Genomic DNA, 20,330 nt, shown 5'->3' on the forward strand with positions numbered 1-20,330 from the left:
ATGCCAACATATAATACACCAGGAGTCTATATAGAAGAAATTTCAACACTACCAGCCTCCGTTGCACCAGTTGCAACCGCTATACCCGCATTTATCGGTTATACCAAATTGACCGCTGATGAAGATGGAGTTGATCTAAAATTTAAACCTCAAAGAATAACTTCTATGTTAGAATACGTAGAATTATTCGGAGGAGCAAAAAATGATGCAATCGCAGTTTCGATTGTAGATACTTATAATGTAGATGATGATTTATTGACCAGAGAGTACAGTGCAACGGCAACAGCATCTGATTATATTCTTTATCATAGCTTAAGCCTATATTTTGCTAATGGAGGAGGACCGTGTTATATTGTTTCAGTAGGGAGTGATAGTGATCCTTTAGAAGTGGGTGATGGCTCTATGAGTTCTATAGCTGGAGGTCTAACAGGTGGTATCTTGGCTATCGAAAAAGTGGATGAACCCACTTTAATACTTTTCCCAGAGGCTAGTAAATTTACGAATCAAAGTGATTATGGTTCGGTAGTAGTAGCTGCATTAACATCTTGTGCTAAAGTACAAGACCGATTCACGATTGCTGATTTTAATGGAGATATTACGGATAATGCAGATGTGTTAAATTACCGTTCTGAATTAGGTATGAATAATCTAAAGTATGGAGCGAGCTATGGTCCAGAATTAAAGACTACTTTAAATTATGGTTATGACAATGCTACAGTAACAGTGACACATACTAATAGTGGTGGTACAGCCCCACCAGCTCCAGCATTTAATGCAGTAGATATTGATACTATAAATACCACTAACCCTAGTGTATACCGATCTATTATCGCAGAAATAGGAAAAGTGTATGTAGATCTTCCGGCTTCTCCAGCAGTGGCAGGGGCATATGCAAGGGTAGATGCAGATAGAGGTGTTTGGAAAGCACCGGCAAATGTAGGATTGAACTCTGTATTAGCACCTACAGTAATGGTTACTAATGAAATGCAGGATAACCTTAATGTCGATCCGTCTACTGGTAAATCTATTAATGCGATCCGGGCTTTTTCGGGTAAAGGTATTCTGATTTGGGGCGCTAGAACATTAGCAGGTAATGACAATGAATGGCGATATGTTCCCGTAAGAAGATTATACATTTTTGTAGAAGAATCTATTAAGAAAGCAACAGAATTTGTGGTTTTTGAACCCAATAGTAAATTAACCTGGGTACGAACAAAAGCTATGATCGAAAATTTCCTTACTGGACTATGGCGAGATGGTGCACTAGCTGGAGCAAAGCCAGAACAAGCATTTTTTGTGAGAGTAGGTTTAGGAGAAACTATGACTGCACAAGATATTTTAGAAGGAAGAATGAATGTAGAGATTGGTTTAGCTGCAGTTAGACCCGCAGAGTTCATCATCCTTAAGTTTTCTCATAAACTTCAAGAATCTTAATTCATATAAAATAATCATATAAAATTAACTTTTAAAAAATACATATTATGGCAATTAACTATCCCGTTTCGGTTTTTCATTTTCAGGTAGAATGGGGCGGAACACGTATTGGATTTACAGAAGTATCTGGTTTAACTGTAGAATTACAATCTATAGATTATAGAGAAGGTAATGCAGCAGAATATCAAGTAACAAAAATGCCAGGTATACCACAATTCTCTAACATTACGCTAAAAAGAGGAATGTTTAGAGATGATAACGAATTCTTTCAATGGCTTAATACAGTTTCTCTTAATTCTATTGATAGAAGAGATATTACAGTAAGCTTATTAAACGAAGATCACGAACCAGTTACTGTTTGGAAAATAAAATCGGCGTGGCCGTGTAAAGTAGAAGGTCCATCTCTTAATTCTACAGGCAATGAAGTATCCGTAGAAACTATAGAGTTATGTCATGAAGGTCTTAATGTAGAATTTGTATAGAAATTATGGCTGATTATTATCCACCAGTCGGTTTTCATTTCCGTGTTGATATTGATGGAATTACTTCAGACGGAATTGATATTCGTTTTCAGGAAGTATCTGGATTAAATGCGAGTGTTGGTGAATTCACCTATAATGAAGGAGGAGAAAATCGATTCGTTCACAGGTTAGCAGATCGAGTTACTTATGAGAAGCTTATTCTAAAAAGAGGTCTATTAATAGGATCAAAACTAATAGCATGGTTTAAAGATGCAGTTGAGTCCTTTTCATTCGACCCTAAAGATGTAATGGTCACTCTGCTAAATGCAGACCATGAACCATTAGAATCTTGGAGCTTTGTGAAAGCCTATCCAGTAAAATGGTCTGTATCCAGTTTTAATGCACAACAAAACGAAATTGTTATTGAAACGATCGAATTGAGCTTTCAATATTTTAGAAGATTAGAAGCAAGTTAAATAGAATCATTATGCCGGTCGAGATAAAAGTATTAATCATTAGAACTACTATTGATAATCAAAATGAACCTGAAGGAAATAACTCCTCTAGTGAAGATTGTTCTGCTCCTTCACCTTCAGAGAGTAATCAAGTACAGTTAGATGAAGTGTTACGAATGATAAAAAATAAAAACGAGAGATAATGGGATTATTAGATGGCATATTATTAAAGATGATGATCTTTTCTTTTCATGCAGATGATAATGGATTGCCGAAGGGTATTCCGATACCATATCCTGTGATGTATAACCCAGAAAAATTCTCTAAAAACGTTTCAGTAAATTATCAATCACAATGTGTACCGGGAGACAATGGTCAGGAACAGAGTTATCATAGTAATCAAAGTGGTGAAGTAACTTTCGAATTCTTTTTTGATGCTACAGGAACGTCGATAAATTCAATAAATGGAGAAGTAGCAAAAGCTATTGGAGGAGTCGACCTGGAAATAGAGTTGTTTTTAGAATTGATGAATCCGGATCCCGAAGAACACAAACCAAGAGTTTTGACTTTGGTTTGGGGGACATTCATTTTTAATTGTAAATTAAAAAGTGCCCAGGTAAACTATACTTTGTTTAGTTCTGTAGGAAGACCCTTAAGGGCAACAGTCACCGCAACATTTATTGGACACGAATTTAGAATACTTAGAGCAGCACTCAGTAAGCTGTTTTCATCTGATTTAACTAAAGTGCATATTGTAAAGGCTGGAGAAACCCTTCCTTTAATTGCTAATAAAGTATATGGCGATCCATCCTATTATATCCAGATAGCTAAAGCAAATAACTTATTGAATTTTAGAAACATTAAACCAGGACAAGAAATAATATTACCTCCTGTCGAAAAACAAAATAATTAAATGGCATTAATTGATCTAAATACTCCACAGGGTACTGAGTTAGCGACGTATAGAATCTTAGTAGATGGAACTGAGTTAGAGGGAGCGTTTACTGTAAGAAGTATAGCTACCACTAAAGCGATCAATAAGATTCCAACAGCTCACATAGAACTACTTGATGGTAGTGTGGCTGCGGCAGATTTTACATCCAGTAATGAGGACATCCTAATTCCCGGAAATGAAATGGAAATTAAAATGGGATATCAAGGAGATGAAGAAACTGTTTTTAAAGGGATTATTATAAAACATGGAATTAAAACACTGGGAACAAATGCCAACTCATTATTAATAATTGAAGCCAAAGACCTTGCAATAAAAACCACTATAGGGAGGAAAAACAGATATTTTTCTGAGGTTACCGATAGTGAAATGATAGAAACAATTTTAGGAGATTATAGTGATCTATCTATAGAAATAGAAGCAACTACTAATACACAAGAACAGATGGTCCAATATTATTGTTCGGATTGGGATTTTTTAGTTACACGCGCAGAAGCAAATGGGCATCTTATTATGGTCGATGATGCTACTATAAAAACAAGTGCTCCTGATTATGCTCAAGAACCGGTAGCAAGCTTAGCATATGGTCACAATATTTTAGAATTTGATTTCGAAATGGATGCGAGAAATCAGTTCTCGACAATTGAAACGAGATCTTGGGATATTAGTAATCAAGAGGTAATAACAAGTAGTAATAAACCTCAAGATATAACGGAATTAGGAAATATAACATCTTCAGATCTTTCAGATACTATAGGGTTAGATCCTTTAAATTTTCAGCATACAGGTTTGTTAAACCCCGAAGAACTTCAATCTTGGACAAATGCAAGAATGCTTAGGAGTCAATTGTCAAAAATTATAGGAAGAGTCAAAATTTTAGGAAATAATCAAATTAAACCAGGAAACCTGATTACTATAGATGGCTTAGGAGAGCGTTTTAACGGAACAGCTTTCGTGGCAAGTGTAAGCCATTCTTTTGCTTCCAATTGGAATACGCATTTACAGATAGGATTAAGTCAGAAGTTTTTAACTGAATGTTATGACGATGTACAGGCAATCCCATCTTCATCATTATTACCTGCTATTAGTGGTTTGCATATAGCCAAAGTGAGTGCTATTCATGACGACCCTTTGGGAGAAAATCGAATCAAAATAAAACTACCACTAATTAGCACAGAAGATGAAGGAACGTGGGCGAGGATAGCAACTCTGGATGCCAGCGAGAATAGAGGAAGTTTCTTTCTGCCTGAAATTGATGATGAGGTTATCGTTGGTTTCTTGAACGATGATCCCAGAAATCCAATAATAATAGGAATGGTACATAGCAGTGCTAACCCCGCTCCCTTTGAGGCAACAGAAGAGAATGATGAAAAAGGAATTGTTACCAGAAGTGAAATGAAATTAGTTTTTGATGATGGTAAAAATCACATTCTTTTAGAAACCCCAAATGGCAATAAAGTTTTACTCTCCGAAGACGAAGCTGCTATTCAGATCGAGGACGAAAATGGTCATAAAGTGACACTGGATGGTGACGGAATTTTATTAGATAGTAAAGGAGATGTAAATATAAAAGCAAGTGGAGATGTTAATATCGAAGGAGCTAATATAAATATTAAAGCACAATCAGCTTTTAAAGCAGAAGGATCTTCTGGAGCAGAAGTATCCTCAAGTGCTTCAACAGTAATAAAAGGTTCAATAGTTCAAATAAATTAATGATTATGGCAGCAGCAGCAAGAATATTAGACACTACCAATCATGGAGGAACCATTATCGGTCCTGGAGAACCTACAGTATTAATAGGTGGTATGCCAGCTGCCGTGCTTGGTGATAATCACGCTTGTGTACTACCACCAGTTTCACATCAACCTACAGTGTCTCCTTTTCCTATGGGAAGTACAACAGTTTTACTGGGAGGTAAGCCTGCAATTAGAGTTGGTGATACATGTATCTGTGGAGCTTCTGCAGTGGTCGGAGAGCCAACAGTTTTAATAGGATAAATTATGACTAAAGAAAATAACAATACAATTGATAATAAAGGATTTCTTGGAAGAGGATGGAAATTTCCTGTTCAGTTTACCAGAGGTAATAATAGTGTGTCACTGGTACAGCATGAAGAAGACATAAAAGAAAGTCTCATTATTCTGTTAACCACGATTAGAGGAAGTAGACTTTTGCGACCTAGTTATGGTACAAGCGTTAGAACTCTGATTTTTGAACCCCTTGATACAAATACAGCCACGTATATATCAGAAGAAATTAAGAAGTCAATTTTAATACATGAACCAAGAGTTTTTGTAGATAAAGTTGAAGCTGTTCAGGAATCGTTAAATGGCACTTTAAAAGTATCTATTGATTATACTATTATTTCTAGTAATACCAGATCCAATTTGGTATTTCCATTCTACATAAATGAAGGAACAAACATTATAAAATGAGCGAAAACTGTTTACATAGTAACCCATTGAGAAGAGACGGCACTAGCCAGCAGCAACGAACGTTAAATACGTTGCTTCCATCTTATGTTGCAGTCGATGAAAGAAGTATGAAAGATCTGATGGAATTTGTTCACACCTTTGGAGAAGAAATTCGATTTTATGATGACGCGAATTCAATTGATAGTCACTGGGCAGATTTCTTTAAAATCACAGACGAAGACTGGGCCTCTTTTTCGTTAGAAACATATTTGGAACAATTGAAAATTGACCAATTCACAAAACCACATTTAGCACTTTTCTTTGGTTTCTTATACATGTTTAAAGTGGTTCAGGATGACATAAATACGATCACAGAGAGACATCTGGATTTTTATTATAAAGAAGTATTACAATTAGAAGAGAAAGCTGCAGAGTCAGATAAGATTTCTATTATTTTCGAATTAGCTAAACACATAGAGAGTCATTTGCTAAAAGCAGGAACTCCTTTAAAGGCAGGAAAAGATAATACAGGAGTAAATGTAACTTATAAACTTAATGAAGATACTGTAATAAATAAGGCACAGGTAGTAGAGATTAAAGCTCGGTTTACAAATTTAGAAGACCAATGGGCAAGTGAAACAAAATATCCAAAAACGAATCATAGCGTCTATAGTTCACCAATTGCAAACTCTGCGGATGGTCTTGGTGAGGAAATACAAACTGAAGAAAAAGATTGGAGAGTTTTTGGACGCCCTTCATTTATCAACAATGAAGATGATCCTACAGGATTAAAAATTGCCGATCGCAAACAAGGTGAAATTGGTTTCGCCATTGCCAGCCCAATTTTGTTTTTGGCAGAAGGACAAAGAAAAATTGATTTAGATGTATCCATAGATTTTAATGGTGATAAAAATAAAGAAATAAATATCCAGAACAAGATTCTGATATTGTTATCCGGGGAAGAAGAATGGATTGAAACAACATTTTTACCAAGTGATAAGGCGGTAATAAAATTTATTGATGGGGTTTGGAAAATGCAAATTACAACGCATTTAAAAGTAGATCAACCCGCTGTTTTAGCCTATGATAATGAAGTTTTTGAAGAAAATATCAGTACTAAATGGCCTGTTCTCAAGTTACTGATCAACTCAGAAGATCCCACAGAAGAATCCCTCTATAAAGATCTAATTAACGTTTCAGTAGATACTATAAATCTTACTGTAGAAATTGATGGAGAAACAGATAATATACCGGGTATTCAAAACCTAATCGTTCAGAATGATGATAGTATTTTAGATGTATCTAAACCGATGCCTATTTTTGGAAGTCAACCTCGTGTTGGTAGTAAATTTTACATCGGGAGTTGGGAGATATTTCAAAAAAACTTGAGTTATATTACTCTAAAACATCAATGGATTGATTTACCCATAGATGCGGGTGGTTTTGTGGATTATTATAAGAAGTATTCTCCAGCTAACCTAAGAAAAAATGCAGCTTTCACAATCAATACGGCGGTTTTAGATCAAAAAAAATGGAATAATGTATTTAATTGGAGATACTTGTTCAGAAATTCGGACGGGTCTCCGATAGATACCGATACGACACTTCCTACGGCCACAGAACAGAGTAAAATGGCATTAAGTAGTTCCTCATTTTCTAATTTAGAAAGAGATGTAGATATGCCTTTAGCTCAAGAATATGATAATAATCTTGATAAAGGGTTTATTCGATTTGCTCTTCGCGAAGTTGATTTTGGTAATAAAACCTTTCCAAAAGACTTTTCGGCTCAAGCTATTGAACTTGCTAAGGAAAATCCATCAGCAGATGCTGCACTTCCGAATGCGCCATATCTTCCAATGATAGAAAATTTATCAATTTATTATAAGTCTTCTGTATCTTTTAATCTTAATAGTACTACCACTAATACAGAAGAGAATGATATTGTTGAGCAATTTTTTCACCTGGAACCTTTTGGAAATTATGAGGTAGATAGAACGAAAGCTTCCAACACTATATTTTCCTTAATAGAAGAAGAAGGAAGTTTGTTTATAGGTATTGATAATTTAAATCCTCCACAAACACTTTCACTATTAATTCAGGTAGCTGAGGGAAGCGCAAACCCCAAAAAAGAAAAGCAAGAAGTAACATGGCATTATTTATCAGAGAATAATTGGTTACCGTTTGACCAATATACTTTATTGAGTGATGGTACAAATGGTTTACTCACTTCCGGAATTATTAAACTAGATATTCAACGTAATATTTCGATTGGTAATTCTCGGTTATCTCCAGATTTATATTGGCTAAAGGCTAGTGTAGCTAAAGATTCTGATGCAGTTTGTGATATTATTGATATAAAAGCACAGGCAATTAGCGCTTCTTTTGTAGATCAGCATAATGATCCAAAATTTCTTGAGAATGCATTAGAAGCTGGAACCATTTCTAAGCTTTTAAACGCAGATGCCTCTGTAAAAAAAATAGAGCAACCTTATGCTTCGTCTGATGGTAAACCTCCAGAAAAGGAGAAAGCATTTTATACACGAGTTAGTGAACGTTTACGACATAAAAATAGAGCTATAACTATCTGGGATTATGAACATTTAATCTTAGAAAAATTTCCAAAAGTTTATAAAGTAAAATGTGTTAATCATACAAGTTTTGATGGCACCATAACAGATTATAGTGAGACTGCACCTGGACATGTTTCTGTAGTTGTAATTGCTAATGTTCAAAATAAAAATGCAGTTGATCCATTACGTCCATTAGCTAGTTTAGATCAACTTAGTGAGATTACATCTTTTATAGACAAGATAAAACTTCCTTGCGTGATACTGCATGTTAAGAATCCAATTTATGAAGAAATAAAAGTAGATTTTAAAGTGAAATTTAATAAAGGTATTGATGCGGGCTATTATACATCTAAACTAAGAGAAGAAATTAAACATTTTCTTTCTCCCTGGGCTTCTGACTGTGCCACTGATATTGTTTTTGGTGGGAGGATACACAAATCCGTGATTCTAAACTTTGTAGAAGAAAGATCCTATGTAGATTATGTAACGTGTTTTAAAATGTTTCACATCATAAATGACGAATCTAATATATCTATCAAGGAAGTAGATGAAGCCTTAGCACAAACCTCTGTATCCATTATTGGTTCTGCAAGAACCCATACTATAGAAGAAATTGCTGCGAGTGAAGCTGATCAGTGTAAATGCGATGATAATATCATATTAAGTACAGAAGAGTTGACAGCTATTGATAATTGCTAAAAATAATGTTTGAATGAATGAATCACAAACCATATCGAAACAATTACCTGTTTTAAAGAGCATGCAATATGAAACGTTGCGAGAATTAGGAATTCAACGTATTCAGGAGCTGGCGGGTACATTATGGACAGATTATAATACACATGATCCTGGAATTACCATTTTAGAAGTGCTAAGCTATATGTTAACAGATATCGGATATAGAATCAACTATGATATAAAAGATATTCTAGCACAGAAACTAGGGAGTCCAGATTATTATGATATTAAGAACTTCTATACTGCTTGCGAAATATTACCTGTTTGCCCCGTGACTTTTAATGATTTTCGGGAGATTATGATAGACGTAGAAATAGTAGATGATACAGAAGAAGAAGTACAATACTATGGCGTAAAAAATGCTTGGATAGATAAGTCTCCAGATGCAGAACATGCGATCTATGTAAACAAGAAGAAAAGTGAATTGAGTCTATCTCCAGTGCCCAATTCTTCTGAAGAAGATATGTTTTATGTAAAAACGCTATACGATGTGTTATTAGAGTTTGATAAAAATGAAAAGTATGGAGATTTAAATGAAAATACAATCGAAGGAGATTTTGTTTTATATGAATTCCCTGCGTTAGAAGAGTTACAAGGATTGAAAATTGCGATCGAGATTACATTTCCAAATTGGGATGATGATATTGATTGGTCTAATTATGATGAAGTACGTGATTCTGTGAGTGATGTTACTCTAAAATTTTTGAATGTAGCAGACAGTTATGATTTTAATTATGACGTATCCAATGACAAAAGAGTAATTCTTGTAGAAAATGCGAATTCTAAACCTGTTCCGGATTTAGCAAATCTGATCACTCAAATAAACAATTTTATGTATGATCCTATTGAAGGGTTAATTGTAAAATATGTAGAGAAGATTACTATTATTCATCAAATAGTAGAAGAGGTAAAAACTCAATTACACAAAAACAGAAACTTATGTGACGATTTTTTCCGTTTTAGTGCGTTAAAAGTTGAAGATATTATTCTGTGTACTGATATAGAACTGGATAATCAAGCAGATGTAGAAGAGACTGAAGCTGCAATTTTTTATGCAATTTCTAATTTTCTTTCTCCCACAGTATATTTCTACACCTTAGACGAAATGCTGAATAAGTGTGCTATTGAAAACAAATATACTATTGAAGCAATCAGTCTAGGAGAAAAAATAATAACAATAAATACGAAGTTAATTGAAGATGTAGGTAGTGAAGACACTGTTTCTATTTCGGGTGATGAAACTATTTCTGGAGAATATACGGTTAAGTGTATAAAAGAAAATGATCTTAATCCTGCTTTTACGGATATTCATATAGACGAAGAAATCACTTCAGCTACTTTCTCAGAAGATACTATCTTATTTGTAGGGAGAATAGATGAAAACCTTTGTAAAACAGTTGATGAAATTTTTGAAGGTCCCAAATTAAAACATGGGTTTATTGATGAGAAAGAGCTCGAAGCTGCACAACTTACTAAAGTTATTCATGTTTCTGATTTGATCAGAATTATCATGGATATCAAAGGAGTTAAAGCTGTACGTAATATACAGATAGCTAATAGACCACAAGATAATGATGATGGTATTGATGAAAAAAGTGTAAAATGGTGCTTAGAACTTGCCTGGAAGTATAAGTACGTTCCTAGATTGAATTTAAGTGACTCAAAGATCACTTACTATAAAGACCAATTGCCATTTTTGGCTGATGATGATGAGGTTAATACATTAATTGAAGCACTTGAAGCAACCGATAGACCACAAAAAATTCGGTATCCTAAAATGAATATTGATCCGCCATTAGGAGAATTTAAAGATATCGAAAACTATGTCTCATTACAGGAAGAGTTTCCGGATATCTATGGAGTAGGTTCTTCTGGTATTCCAGATTTATCTTCTTTAGAAGGATTGAAAAAAGCTGAACGCGAAGGAAAAGTAAAACAACTAAAAGGCTTTCTTACCTTTTTTGATCAATTGATTGCTAATGAATTAGCGCAATTAAATATGGTGAAGGATCTCTTTTCTATGAATGGAGAGAAAAATGAATTTGGAGAATACAAAATTGATCATACGTATTTTTCAAAAGTATTGTATGATGTAATTCCTAACGGTTCAGAATTATATGTTGATCAGGCGGGACATTTAGTAAGTCTAAAAAAAATAGTGGAGGATGAGAGCCTTTACATACAAAGAAGAAATAAATTTTTAGATCATTTGTTAGGCAGATTTGCAGAAACTTTTACCGATTATGCAATACTCGCTCATAAGATTGATAAAGAAAAAGCAGGACTAGATCTTATTGAAGATAAACTGCAATTTTTAGATCGCTATCCAGCTATTAGTGCAGAAAGAGGAAAAGGATTTAATTATTTACAAGATTGCTATCAGTGGCATATCCACAATGTTTCAGGAGTAGAACAACGTGTTTCGTTTTTAACAGGAATGGAAGAGAGAGAAGTTTCGACTCTTAATTTTAGTGATAACTTTTTAATTGATCCTGTGATAGCGGGTTTTACAATACAGGATGATTTAAGTGTTCCGTTACTCGTACAAAAAGACAATCTAGAAAGTGATATTGAGGTAAAAGAATTACTGGAGCGTATCATAATGACTGGTTTATGTAGAAGTAATTATGAAACAATTGTAGAAGAAACCGGTGATTTTTCTTTTCGATTAATTTGTGAAGACGAAATATTAGCTGTTAGTTCAAAAGTCGATTATAATTCCGATATAATAGGAGGAGATGCCGATACCGCAATTCTTGAACTAATTAAAGTTTTAAAAAGAGAGTATTTTGATAACCACGAGTCGAATAGAAAGAATTTGTCTTGTCCGTTTAAGAATTACTTCACTTATGAGTTAGCTGCTGACATTACACCGGTTGCTCCGGATTTACCAACATATACCTTTAAGTATGTGATGTATTCCAAAGCGTTTCAATTTACGGATGAATTCAAAATCCTGGAAGGCGAAATTACCGAAGAAATTGTATTGGAGGAAACCGAAACACTGCCATTAACAGAAGAACAAGTACTAAAAAAAGGAGAGGCTAAAATCCAAAAATTATTTTGGGAGATTATATATAACGCTATAGACAGACGTCAGTATCTATTGGATGTAAACCTAACTCCATATCGTTTTCAATTATGTAGTTCGAAAGGACAAGTGATAGGTAGTAGTGTTGCTGAAAACTTCAATGTAATATTGGCAGATCAAATTAAGACTAGTAGTGCTAACACCCTTCAGATAATTGAATCTACCGCTAATGATGGAAATTATACCATTAACAATGCAGAAGCTAAAGGTCCCAATATCGAACTTGAATTAACTAATAATATACCTTCTCCAATATTTGATGGGAAAGCTATTTGGGAAGAAACTTTTGATATTCAGGAAATAAATGTAGAAAAAAGATGGGTAAAAGCCACTTCGGATATTAGTACTAATTTTTTAGTGAATGATATATTCGAAATAAGAAATTCTACAAGTAATGATGGTTTATATACAATAAGAAGTATTGATAATGATGGAGGGAAAACGATATTAAGATTTTGGGAACCTATTCCTACTGATGAAACAGATGGAGAAATTGTAGACCAGCATATTTTCGAAATGATTGCCGTTAATCTTAATGTAGTAACCGTAAAAGGAGGAGAAGATGAAAAAGCCATTCAGCAATTAATTGATTTTGTTACAGATAAGTTCATCAAAAAAGAAGGTATGCATTTAATAGAACATACCTTACTTAGACCAAGGATTAATGAAGAGTTGTTTGTTGATTTAGCGCCAAGACATTTGGTGTCTTTAGGAGGTAGTTCTGCTCAATTAGTTTTTCCGAAACGAACTGAAATCCTAAGTGCTAATTCTGATAACAATACCATATTAGTTTCAGATAATATTAAAGCAGAAATTATTGGAGATACTATACATGTCGAAGAAGGACCTTATAACGGTCAAGAGTTTACAATTAAAAAGATCACAACACAAGCAGGGAAATCAAGAATTCACTTAAACGAAGATTTGAAGTTTAATTTGCCAAACCTTCCATTCGACAATGGATCCGTAAGATATGGTAGCCAAATAGATCTTGTGAAAATCAAGCCTGTAACGAATACTATAACCGTAAGCGATGCACAAGTATTAGCAATCAAAGTGGGGGATGAGGTGATCGTTAAAAATCCTGAAAACAAAGAAAATGATGGGACTTTTATTGTTAAAACGATTAAAGAAAATGATCTCAATTATGATATAAGATTGATGTCCAAATTACAATGGGTACAAGATGATTTATTACCTGTTTATTTAGATCAGGACTGCAAATCTTGCCAGTTAAGTGATGTTTATTCTTGTATTGCCACAGTTATTATACCGTATTGGGCGGATCGTTTTATAAATCTAGATTTTAGAAAATTTATAGAGAAAACAATCAGACTAGAAGCTCCAGCTCATGTGATGCTTAATATATGTTGGATCAATTGTGAACAAATGGAAACTTTTGAACAAAAATATAAAGCATGGCTTTTTGAAATCAATAAACCAATATGGAATAAACCTAATTTATCCATTGCATTAAACGAATTTATAGAAGCGTTAACAGCTAGTAGAAATATATACCCAACCGGTACTTTACATAGTTGTGATGAAGATGAATCACTAGAAAGCGCTATTATATTAAATAATTCCGTCTTAGGAACCTAAAAATAAAATCATGAGTATTCTAATAAACAACTATCCAATTTTCGAAGACAACCAGGTACTCACCAGTGGGCAACTTAATCAATTAAATAAATATCTTGATGAGCAAACTAGACTTACTCGTTCTTGCTTAATAGGTATGGGAATCGCCTGCGGACTGGATCTGGACGTAAGTACAGAAGGTATAACTATTAAAGAAGGAATTGGTATTAGTTCTGAAGGTTTTTTAATAAAACTGTGTCCAGAATCAAGATCCTGTACCACCGTTCAATATCGTCCATATACATTACCTAATGATATAGTATATACGCCATTTCAGGATGAATTATTTGTGCAAGATATTGAGCTTCATGAATTACTTACAGCTAATGCCGAAACTGATGAGCAAGATATATTAGTACCTCTTACAGAAGAATTTTTAAAAGATAAAGTAGTTCTGTTATTTCTGGAATGCCTGGATAAAGACCTAAAATCTTGTTTGGGAAAGAGTTGTGACGAATTGGGTATGGATAGGATATTTACTTTAAGAAAACTATTAATAAATGTTACTGATCTTGATAAAGTAAACAAACGATCAAACGGAGGTAGACAAGATGATTTATTTATTGAAAAATATAACCTCAAAGATATAAGTCTGCCCAGAGTATTTTTTGATAACATAAATACCTTACATTATTTACCACTTGCCAATTCCTATAGAAAAGCTATAGATGAAATTGGCCCAGAATTGGGTAAATTATTAAATGAAACCTATGTGGTTTACGAACCAATTTTAAAAGATGTTTATGATGAGAATCCATTTGAATCATCCATCATACAAGATGTTTATAAAATGTTTGAGGAATATTTTGACGGAGGTTTCAAACCTGTCTGGAGGGGAATGCAATACCTATACGATTTTTTTAAGGATCTTATTTTAGCATATAAAGAATTTAAAGATTGTGCATATGATTTGATGCTACAGTGTTGTCCGGATATGACAAGGTTTCCTCGTCATTTAATGTTAGGTAAAGCAATTGCAGAGCAAAGAGATAAATGTGAAATAGATATTTATAGGCACAGTTTTACGCAACCGCCTATCTATAATCATCAAAATTATTTATTAGCCAAGACAATTTCATTACATAAAAGAATAGTATTAATGTTAGAAAAGTTCTCTTTTGAGAAATTGTCGAATGCAGAGAAATTGGAAATGAAGGTTACGCCAAGTTGCGAAAAGAAATCAAAACTATCATTAAGAAGCATTCCATTTTATTATGATTCCAAAAGCAAAAGTACATTTGAGAAATTAGAAAACCTTGAACTAGAATGGAGTTATGAAAGGAACTATAAACAGTGTCAGATAGAAGACAAAGAGAATAATGCTCTCAATGTATCTTATGATAACAATAAGATTCAGGAGTCCTATATTACTCCGTTGACCACTCCTTTAGATTTTGATATAGATCAATTTAATTTTTTAAGGATTGAAGGGCTTTTAGGTAAAGAGATTAGTAATGCATATAGTTTTACTCAAAAAATAAAAAGACTTAAAAACTTGTCTTACGATGTACGAGTTGTTCATATTGGAGATGTATTAGAAGAAGACTATAAAATTCGACCAAATTGTATTTACAATGATTTACAACCTATTTATGAAATCTGGAGAAATAAATTTATTTATTGCCTGGTTGGTTTATCTAAACTAACCGACATTTCCAGGTTTGCAGCAACCAATGGAGATAGTCTTGTAACGACTAATGATGCTGCCGAAACTACTCAAGCTAGAAGAGCAGCTTTCTCAAAGGATGATTTGAATACAATTAAAAATTTTAGCGCCAAAGTTAATAGGGATAATTGGTCCATGGTAGTCGAAGAAGTATTGCATAAAACCTCTTCTTTAAATAAACGAGAAAATATAAATAGAGTGTCTGAAAACCTAAACTTGGTTTCAGTAGCAGTGGGTAGACAGACCATTTCAGGTCTTTTTCAGGAATTAGAAAATTGTATGATTCAATTGAGAGAAAACACACCTGAAGACTTTCAATCATTTGATTTTGAAAAATGGCTCGAACTGTATAAATGTCCTTTAAACATATATGTAGAAATACTAAAACTATTAAGTACAAGATATCAAAGAGGTCAAGTAAATGTTCAGTTAAATACGTATTTTTTATTGTTTTGTCAGTTGCACGGACTTATAAGAAATCTTGCAATTTTTCCATATATAGATATTCGTATTTTATATAATACACTAAAGGTTAAAATTGATACGTATAATGAATCAAATGAGTTTTCAAATTTCATAAAACAAAATCCTGGTACTGTACATAAAGCAGGAACCCCTCAAGGGCAGACATTTATATTACTATACCAAACAGAATTCTCGGATAAGTATAGAGAGTCTATACTTCCTAAAATAGAAGCGTATCTAGAAAAGCAAGAAGTTAGCAGTGAGATTATAAGACAAATCGATCAGATAGATAAAGAAAATTTAGGTAAGGTATTAGGCGATTTTCAACTACCATATCTGTGTTGTTCTCCTTGTGATCAGATAGATACGAAACCTGCTCAATTAGATCCTTTTGCTCCTCCGATTATCGAAACAGTGCCAATACGACAAGTTGATACTGATCCTACTAATGGTATAGAGTTTTTTGAATATAATATTGTAAAAGAAAAATTGTTTCATGAGGTGTATGAAGTAGATCGGTATAAGGTAAATCTTACAGCTGAGGCAAAATATGGTGATGCAACCATAGAATATACTCCTTCTGATTTAAACACAAATGTAAATATTCAATATCTAAACTATGTTGTTGATATAAATAAAGTTGCAGCCGCAGCAAACAGTTCTGAAGATGCTTATTTAATAGACGAATTTACCTATGAAATTATTCATCAACAAACCGGTGAAGTAATTGACTCCTCTGTGATCACTATTTTAGTTCCTATAATAGAAATTAGAACGCAAGGAATAAAAGTTGGAGTAACAGGAAGAGTTATTACCAGATCAGATGGTGTTTTGATTGGGATTGCAGAAGCTACAATAGCATTCGATAAATTTCCAGATCTTAAAACATCCTCTATAGGGAATGGCGATTTTTCGATTACTACATTATCTAATGTTCTTCCGAATGGGACACATGATATTACCGTTTTTGCTAATGGATATTTTCCTAAGACAATTCCGGTAACTATTAATAACAATATTCCATTTGTTACTGTAGAGTTAGTTCCAATTATAATCTTTACGCCAATTTTTACAGATTTTATTACTGTTATTGAGGCAGATGTTAATGCCGAAAGCACTATCAACTTGATAAATGATTTTAGAACAACTGATCTTGCTAATAAAGAAAAGATAAAAGGACTAATAGAGAAAGAAGGAGATCGTCGATCTTCTTTAATTAAAGTAGAAGAAACACTTTCTATGTTCTCCAAGGATAGTAGTCTAACTGTTACTAAAATGAATACAGTTTTCTCTAAGACCAGAGATAGTTTATTGGCAGAAATAAAGTTAGCAACCGGGGCATCTAAAAAAATGAAAACTGAAGGTCTTAAAACAATGACTACAGCCTATCTAGATCGGTTGATTCTTACAGAGCCTAAAGGATTAAGTACTGTAAGTAAAAAGACATTAAGTGAAACGGCAAAGTTAATTAATTCGAATGAAGTAAATATGAAGGGTGAAATGAAGAAATGGTTTGCAACCAAGGATAAGTTAATAGGTAATAAGATCACGAATGTTATTAGAAACAATTTCAAAATATAATAATTGATAGATACCGCCAAACATATTATTAAACAACAGATACTTGATCTTACCATTTCTAATTTAAAAGATCAGGAAGACATATCTAATGTTGTTTCTGAAATTTATAAACGTAATATAGAAGCTATTTTAGAGGAAATATGTAATGATTTGATTCCTGCTAATAAAGTAGTTAAAATTGATTCTTTAGTTATAGATATTGGTCGTTTAAGATATGACAGGTTAGCTTTGGATTTTCCAAAAGCTGTTCGGAAATCTATAAAAGAAGCACTTTTTAAAGAAATCAGAAATGAAATTGTTCGATCAAATGGTGCTGTTAAAACAATAAAAGATCAGGAGAATAAAGAAAATGCCTTATTAGAATATTTGCGGACAGGTGTAATTCCCTGGTATTATGATGGAGATTTTATAAAACTGAAATCAGAGTTTTCTAATAAAAAGATTAATACCACTTATAAACTTGATCAGGTTTTTAGTAATGCAATTAGTATAATCAGGACCATTCATTTTTTTGAAGAAGAAAAATTACATTCTTTTCTTATGGAAAAATTAAGTAAGGGGCAAAAGAATGTATTAATTGAGTTTGCAATTTTAAAAAAGATATTGGACACATTAAATAGTATTACAAATGTTCCAGTTAGAAATGAATCAATTTTAATCAAAATAAAACCTCTTTTAGAAGTATGTAAACCAAAAAAAGAAGTGTATGATACAATGATAAGACAATTGATTGATTCGATTTCTTCTAATCATTCGTCTTCTGCTATTTTTTTAGAAAAAACAACATACCTTATTGATGTATTACCAAAAAAATATTATCAGAAATTACAGATACTGTTTAATAATATAGAATGGAAGAAGCTACATAAATTTACTAAAGACGAACTTTTGTTTATAGAAAGTTTAAGAAAGGAAAAGAATGCTAAAAAAATAGTAAATGTAAAGAGTAGTGTAAATGATTCTAAACAAAAGATAAAACCAAAACGGGTAAGTTCAAAACAAAGAGTAGAAGTTGGCGAAAGTATAATAGTTAAAAATGCCGGACTAATTTTAGTTTGGCCCTACCTACAATCATTTTTTACTGGACTCGATCTTATGCGAGAAAAAACATTTTTGGATGATCAGAAAACCACCAAAGCAATCCATTTATTACATTATTTAGTTTTCCAGTCGGAGGAAAGTAATGAAACAGAATGGATACTCAACAAGCTTCTTTGTGGTATAGAAATAACCGATTTTGTTCCTGAAAAAATGAAGTTAAGTACTGAAGAGAAAGAAGAGTGTGATAACTTATTAAAGGCCCTTATCAATAATTGGTCAGCATTAAAAAAGACAAGTCCAGACAGTCTAAGAAGTACGTTCTTAATGCGAGAAGGTTTGTTGATGAAAAATGATAATGGGTGGATGCTGAAAATAGAAAGAAAAACATTTGATATTTTATTGGATAGGTTAACCTGGTCTATTTCAGTAGTTAAATTGCCTTGGAATAATTATATGATTCATACAGAATGGTAACAGACAAAATAAATAGAAACGCTATTGATATAACTAATGAACTGAATTGGTTAAAACAAATTCTGAAGATCCGATCTGCTCTTAATGTTAATGAGGAGATTCCGGAGAAAGATGTTTTTGATATCAATCCTCCAGATATATCAGAAAGTATATCTGGGTACGCTGAGTTAATTAGGGATTATGAATTTGGTTTTGTCGAACGTTTTATTATTATTCTTTCTGCTGTTCCTTATATTAAACCAGAACTATTAGATGTGTTTATCCAAAAGAATAAGACTACAAATCAGTTGTACACAGAATTTGGAGGAAAAATCAGTGAGCAACATTCAGGCTTTTTGCCTACTGGAGAAACTATAATGTTCATTTTGGCAGCCAATGATTTAGCAAGAAGATTTGCCCTAATAAAACCCTTTGAAGGGGATCATCCATTTGCAAAAGAGCAAATAGTATGGTTGACAGAAGTTTCTAATCAAGTAAGCTTTTTAAATGGACAACTATGCATTTCTCAGGAAGTATTAGATCTGATTACAACTGGAGAAGTTAAAAAACCTACTTTTAGCAGTGAATTTCCTGCTAGACTTTTAGAGACTAACATGAAATGGGAAGACCTGATATTGGAGCAAAAAACGCTATTTCAACTTAAAGAAATTGAAATATGGCTAAAACATCATCACCAATTGATGATGGATTGGAATATGGAAAAAAAATTACAACCTGGCTATAAAACACTTTTTTATGGACCTCCAGGAACAGGAAAAACCTTGACTGCTAGTTTGTTGGGTGAGAAATTGGGTTTTGATGTCTATAGAATCGATTTATCTCAAACAGTTTCTAAGTTTATCGGAGAAACCGAAAAGAACTTAGCTAAAGTTTTCGATAAAGCAGAAAGTAAAAATTGGATTTTGTTTTTTGATGAGGCGGATGCGCTGTTTGGTAAAAGAACGGCAACAAAAGATGCTCATGATAGATATGCTAATCAACAAGTATCTTATTTATTGCAGAGAATCGAAGAATATGATGGTTTAGTCATTTTAGCATCTAACCTTAAAAGTAATATTGATGATGCCTTTTTAAGAAGATTTCAGACGGTGGTTCGTTTTCCAGTTCCTTCTGCAAAAGAAAGACATGATTTATGGCAGAAGGCCTTTTCAGAAAAATGTACGTTAGGAAAAAAAGTGGACCTCTGTCAACTAGCAAATACATACGAATTAGCTGGTGGTTCTATTATTAATGCAGTTCAATATGCATCCTTAATGACATTAGATAAATCAAGTAGTGAGATTATGATGGGAGATATTTTGCAAGGTATAAAAAGAGAATATCATAAAAACGGTAGAACGATATAAG

13 protein-coding genes are annotated in these 20,330 nt (G+C 33.1%); all 13 read left to right on the forward strand.

The features are described from left to right. From D1818_RS23255 to D1818_RS23310, 13 genes are read left to right on the forward strand one after another with little or no spacing between them, the layout of a single operon-like run. Complete coding sequence (locus D1818_RS23255; RefSeq protein WP_118462374.1) at positions 1-1,434, forward strand: phage tail sheath C-terminal domain-containing protein; 1,434 nt, start codon at positions 1-3, stop codon at positions 1,432-1,434. 47 nt (positions 1,435-1,481) lie between these two features. Then, positions 1,482-1,916 (forward strand): phage tail protein, encoded by a 435-nt coding sequence (locus tag D1818_RS23260; protein ID WP_233558580.1) that lies wholly within the window; start codon positions 1,482-1,484, stop codon positions 1,914-1,916. A gap of 5 nt (positions 1,917-1,921) precedes the next feature. Further along, on the forward strand, positions 1,922-2,371 hold the full coding sequence (locus D1818_RS23265) for a phage tail protein (RefSeq protein ID WP_118462376.1): 450 nt from the start codon (positions 1,922-1,924) through the stop codon (positions 2,369-2,371). Between the two features lie 11 nt (positions 2,372-2,382). Continuing rightward, the gene (locus tag D1818_RS25545; protein ID WP_158596964.1) at positions 2,383-2,553 is read left to right on the forward strand and encodes a DUF5908 family protein; all 171 of its coding nucleotides are present in this window, start codon (positions 2,383-2,385) and stop codon (positions 2,551-2,553) included. Next, positions 2,553-3,263, forward strand: coding sequence for a LysM peptidoglycan-binding domain-containing protein (locus D1818_RS23270; RefSeq protein ID WP_118462378.1), 711 nt, complete (start codon positions 2,553-2,555; stop codon positions 3,261-3,263). The genes D1818_RS25545 and D1818_RS23270 overlap by 1 nt, the downstream gene beginning before the upstream one ends. Beyond that, the gene (gene vgrG, locus D1818_RS23275) at positions 3,264-5,015 is read left to right on the forward strand and encodes a type VI secretion system tip protein VgrG (RefSeq protein ID WP_118462380.1); all 1,752 of its coding nucleotides are present in this window, start codon (positions 3,264-3,266) and stop codon (positions 5,013-5,015) included. 5 nt (positions 5,016-5,020) lie between these two features. Next, entirely contained in the window at positions 5,021-5,299 is a 279-nt protein-coding gene (locus D1818_RS23280; RefSeq protein ID WP_118464063.1) for a PAAR domain-containing protein, read from the forward strand. Positions 5,300-5,302: 3 nt separating this feature from the next. Next, positions 5,303-5,737 (forward strand): GPW/gp25 family protein, encoded by a 435-nt coding sequence (locus D1818_RS23285; RefSeq protein ID WP_233558581.1) that lies wholly within the window; start codon positions 5,303-5,305, stop codon positions 5,735-5,737. After that, positions 5,734-8,985 carry a baseplate J/gp47 family protein gene (locus tag D1818_RS23290; RefSeq protein ID WP_118462382.1) on the forward strand — a complete coding sequence of 1,084 codons (3,252 nt, stop codon included), beginning with the start codon at positions 5,734-5,736 and terminating at the stop codon, positions 8,983-8,985. Before D1818_RS23285 ends, D1818_RS23290 begins: the two co-directional genes overlap by 4 nt. Before the next feature lie 13 nt (positions 8,986-8,998). Further along, a complete protein-coding gene (locus D1818_RS23295) occupies positions 8,999-13,717 on the forward strand; it encodes a hypothetical protein (RefSeq protein WP_118462384.1) in 4,719 nt (1,572 codons plus the stop codon). Between the two features lie 10 nt (positions 13,718-13,727). Continuing rightward, positions 13,728-17,468, forward strand: coding sequence for a hypothetical protein (locus tag D1818_RS23300; protein WP_118462386.1), 3,741 nt, complete (start codon positions 13,728-13,730; stop codon positions 17,466-17,468). Positions 17,469-17,471: 3 nt separating this feature from the next. Then, positions 17,472-18,983 (forward strand): contractile injection system tape measure protein, encoded by a 1,512-nt coding sequence (locus D1818_RS23305; protein ID WP_118462388.1) that lies wholly within the window; start codon positions 17,472-17,474, stop codon positions 18,981-18,983. Further along, positions 18,977-20,329 carry an ATP-binding protein gene (locus tag D1818_RS23310; protein WP_118462390.1) on the forward strand — a complete coding sequence of 451 codons (1,353 nt, stop codon included), beginning with the start codon at positions 18,977-18,979 and terminating at the stop codon, positions 20,327-20,329. The genes D1818_RS23305 and D1818_RS23310 overlap by 7 nt, the downstream gene beginning before the upstream one ends. Position 20,330: the final 1 nt, after the last annotated feature.

Source organism: Aquimarina sp. BL5, assembly GCF_003443675.1.
Lineage (GTDB): Bacteria > Bacteroidota > Bacteroidia > Flavobacteriales > Flavobacteriaceae > Aquimarina.

What these genes read in the sequence shown, in the direction of transcription:
- D1818_RS23260 (WP_233558580.1), top strand. Translation starts at nt 1,482, where the DNA reads ATGGCAATTAACTATCCCGTTTCGGTTTTTCATTTTCAGGTAGAATGG.
- D1818_RS23290 (WP_118462382.1), top strand. Translation starts at nt 5,734, where the DNA reads ATGAGCGAAAACTGTTTACATAGTAACCCATTGAGAAGAGACGGCACT.
- D1818_RS23255 (WP_118462374.1), top strand. Translation starts at nt 1, where the DNA reads ATGCCAACATATAATACACCAGGAGTCTATATAGAAGAAATTTCAACA.
- D1818_RS23310 (WP_118462390.1), top strand. Translation starts at nt 18,977, where the DNA reads ATGGTAACAGACAAAATAAATAGAAACGCTATTGATATAACTAATGAA.
- D1818_RS23270 (WP_118462378.1), top strand. Translation starts at nt 2,553, where the DNA reads ATGGGATTATTAGATGGCATATTATTAAAGATGATGATCTTTTCTTTT.
- D1818_RS23295 (WP_118462384.1), top strand. Translation starts at nt 8,999, where the DNA reads ATGAATGAATCACAAACCATATCGAAACAATTACCTGTTTTAAAGAGC.
- D1818_RS23285 (WP_233558581.1), top strand. Translation starts at nt 5,303, where the DNA reads ATGACTAAAGAAAATAACAATACAATTGATAATAAAGGATTTCTTGGA.
- D1818_RS23300 (WP_118462386.1), top strand. Translation starts at nt 13,728, where the DNA reads ATGAGTATTCTAATAAACAACTATCCAATTTTCGAAGACAACCAGGTA.
- D1818_RS23280 (WP_118464063.1), top strand. Translation starts at nt 5,021, where the DNA reads ATGGCAGCAGCAGCAAGAATATTAGACACTACCAATCATGGAGGAACC.
- D1818_RS25545 (WP_158596964.1), top strand. Translation starts at nt 2,383, where the DNA reads ATGCCGGTCGAGATAAAAGTATTAATCATTAGAACTACTATTGATAAT.
- vgrG (WP_118462380.1), top strand. Translation starts at nt 3,264, where the DNA reads ATGGCATTAATTGATCTAAATACTCCACAGGGTACTGAGTTAGCGACG.
- D1818_RS23265 (WP_118462376.1), top strand. Translation starts at nt 1,922, where the DNA reads ATGGCTGATTATTATCCACCAGTCGGTTTTCATTTCCGTGTTGATATT.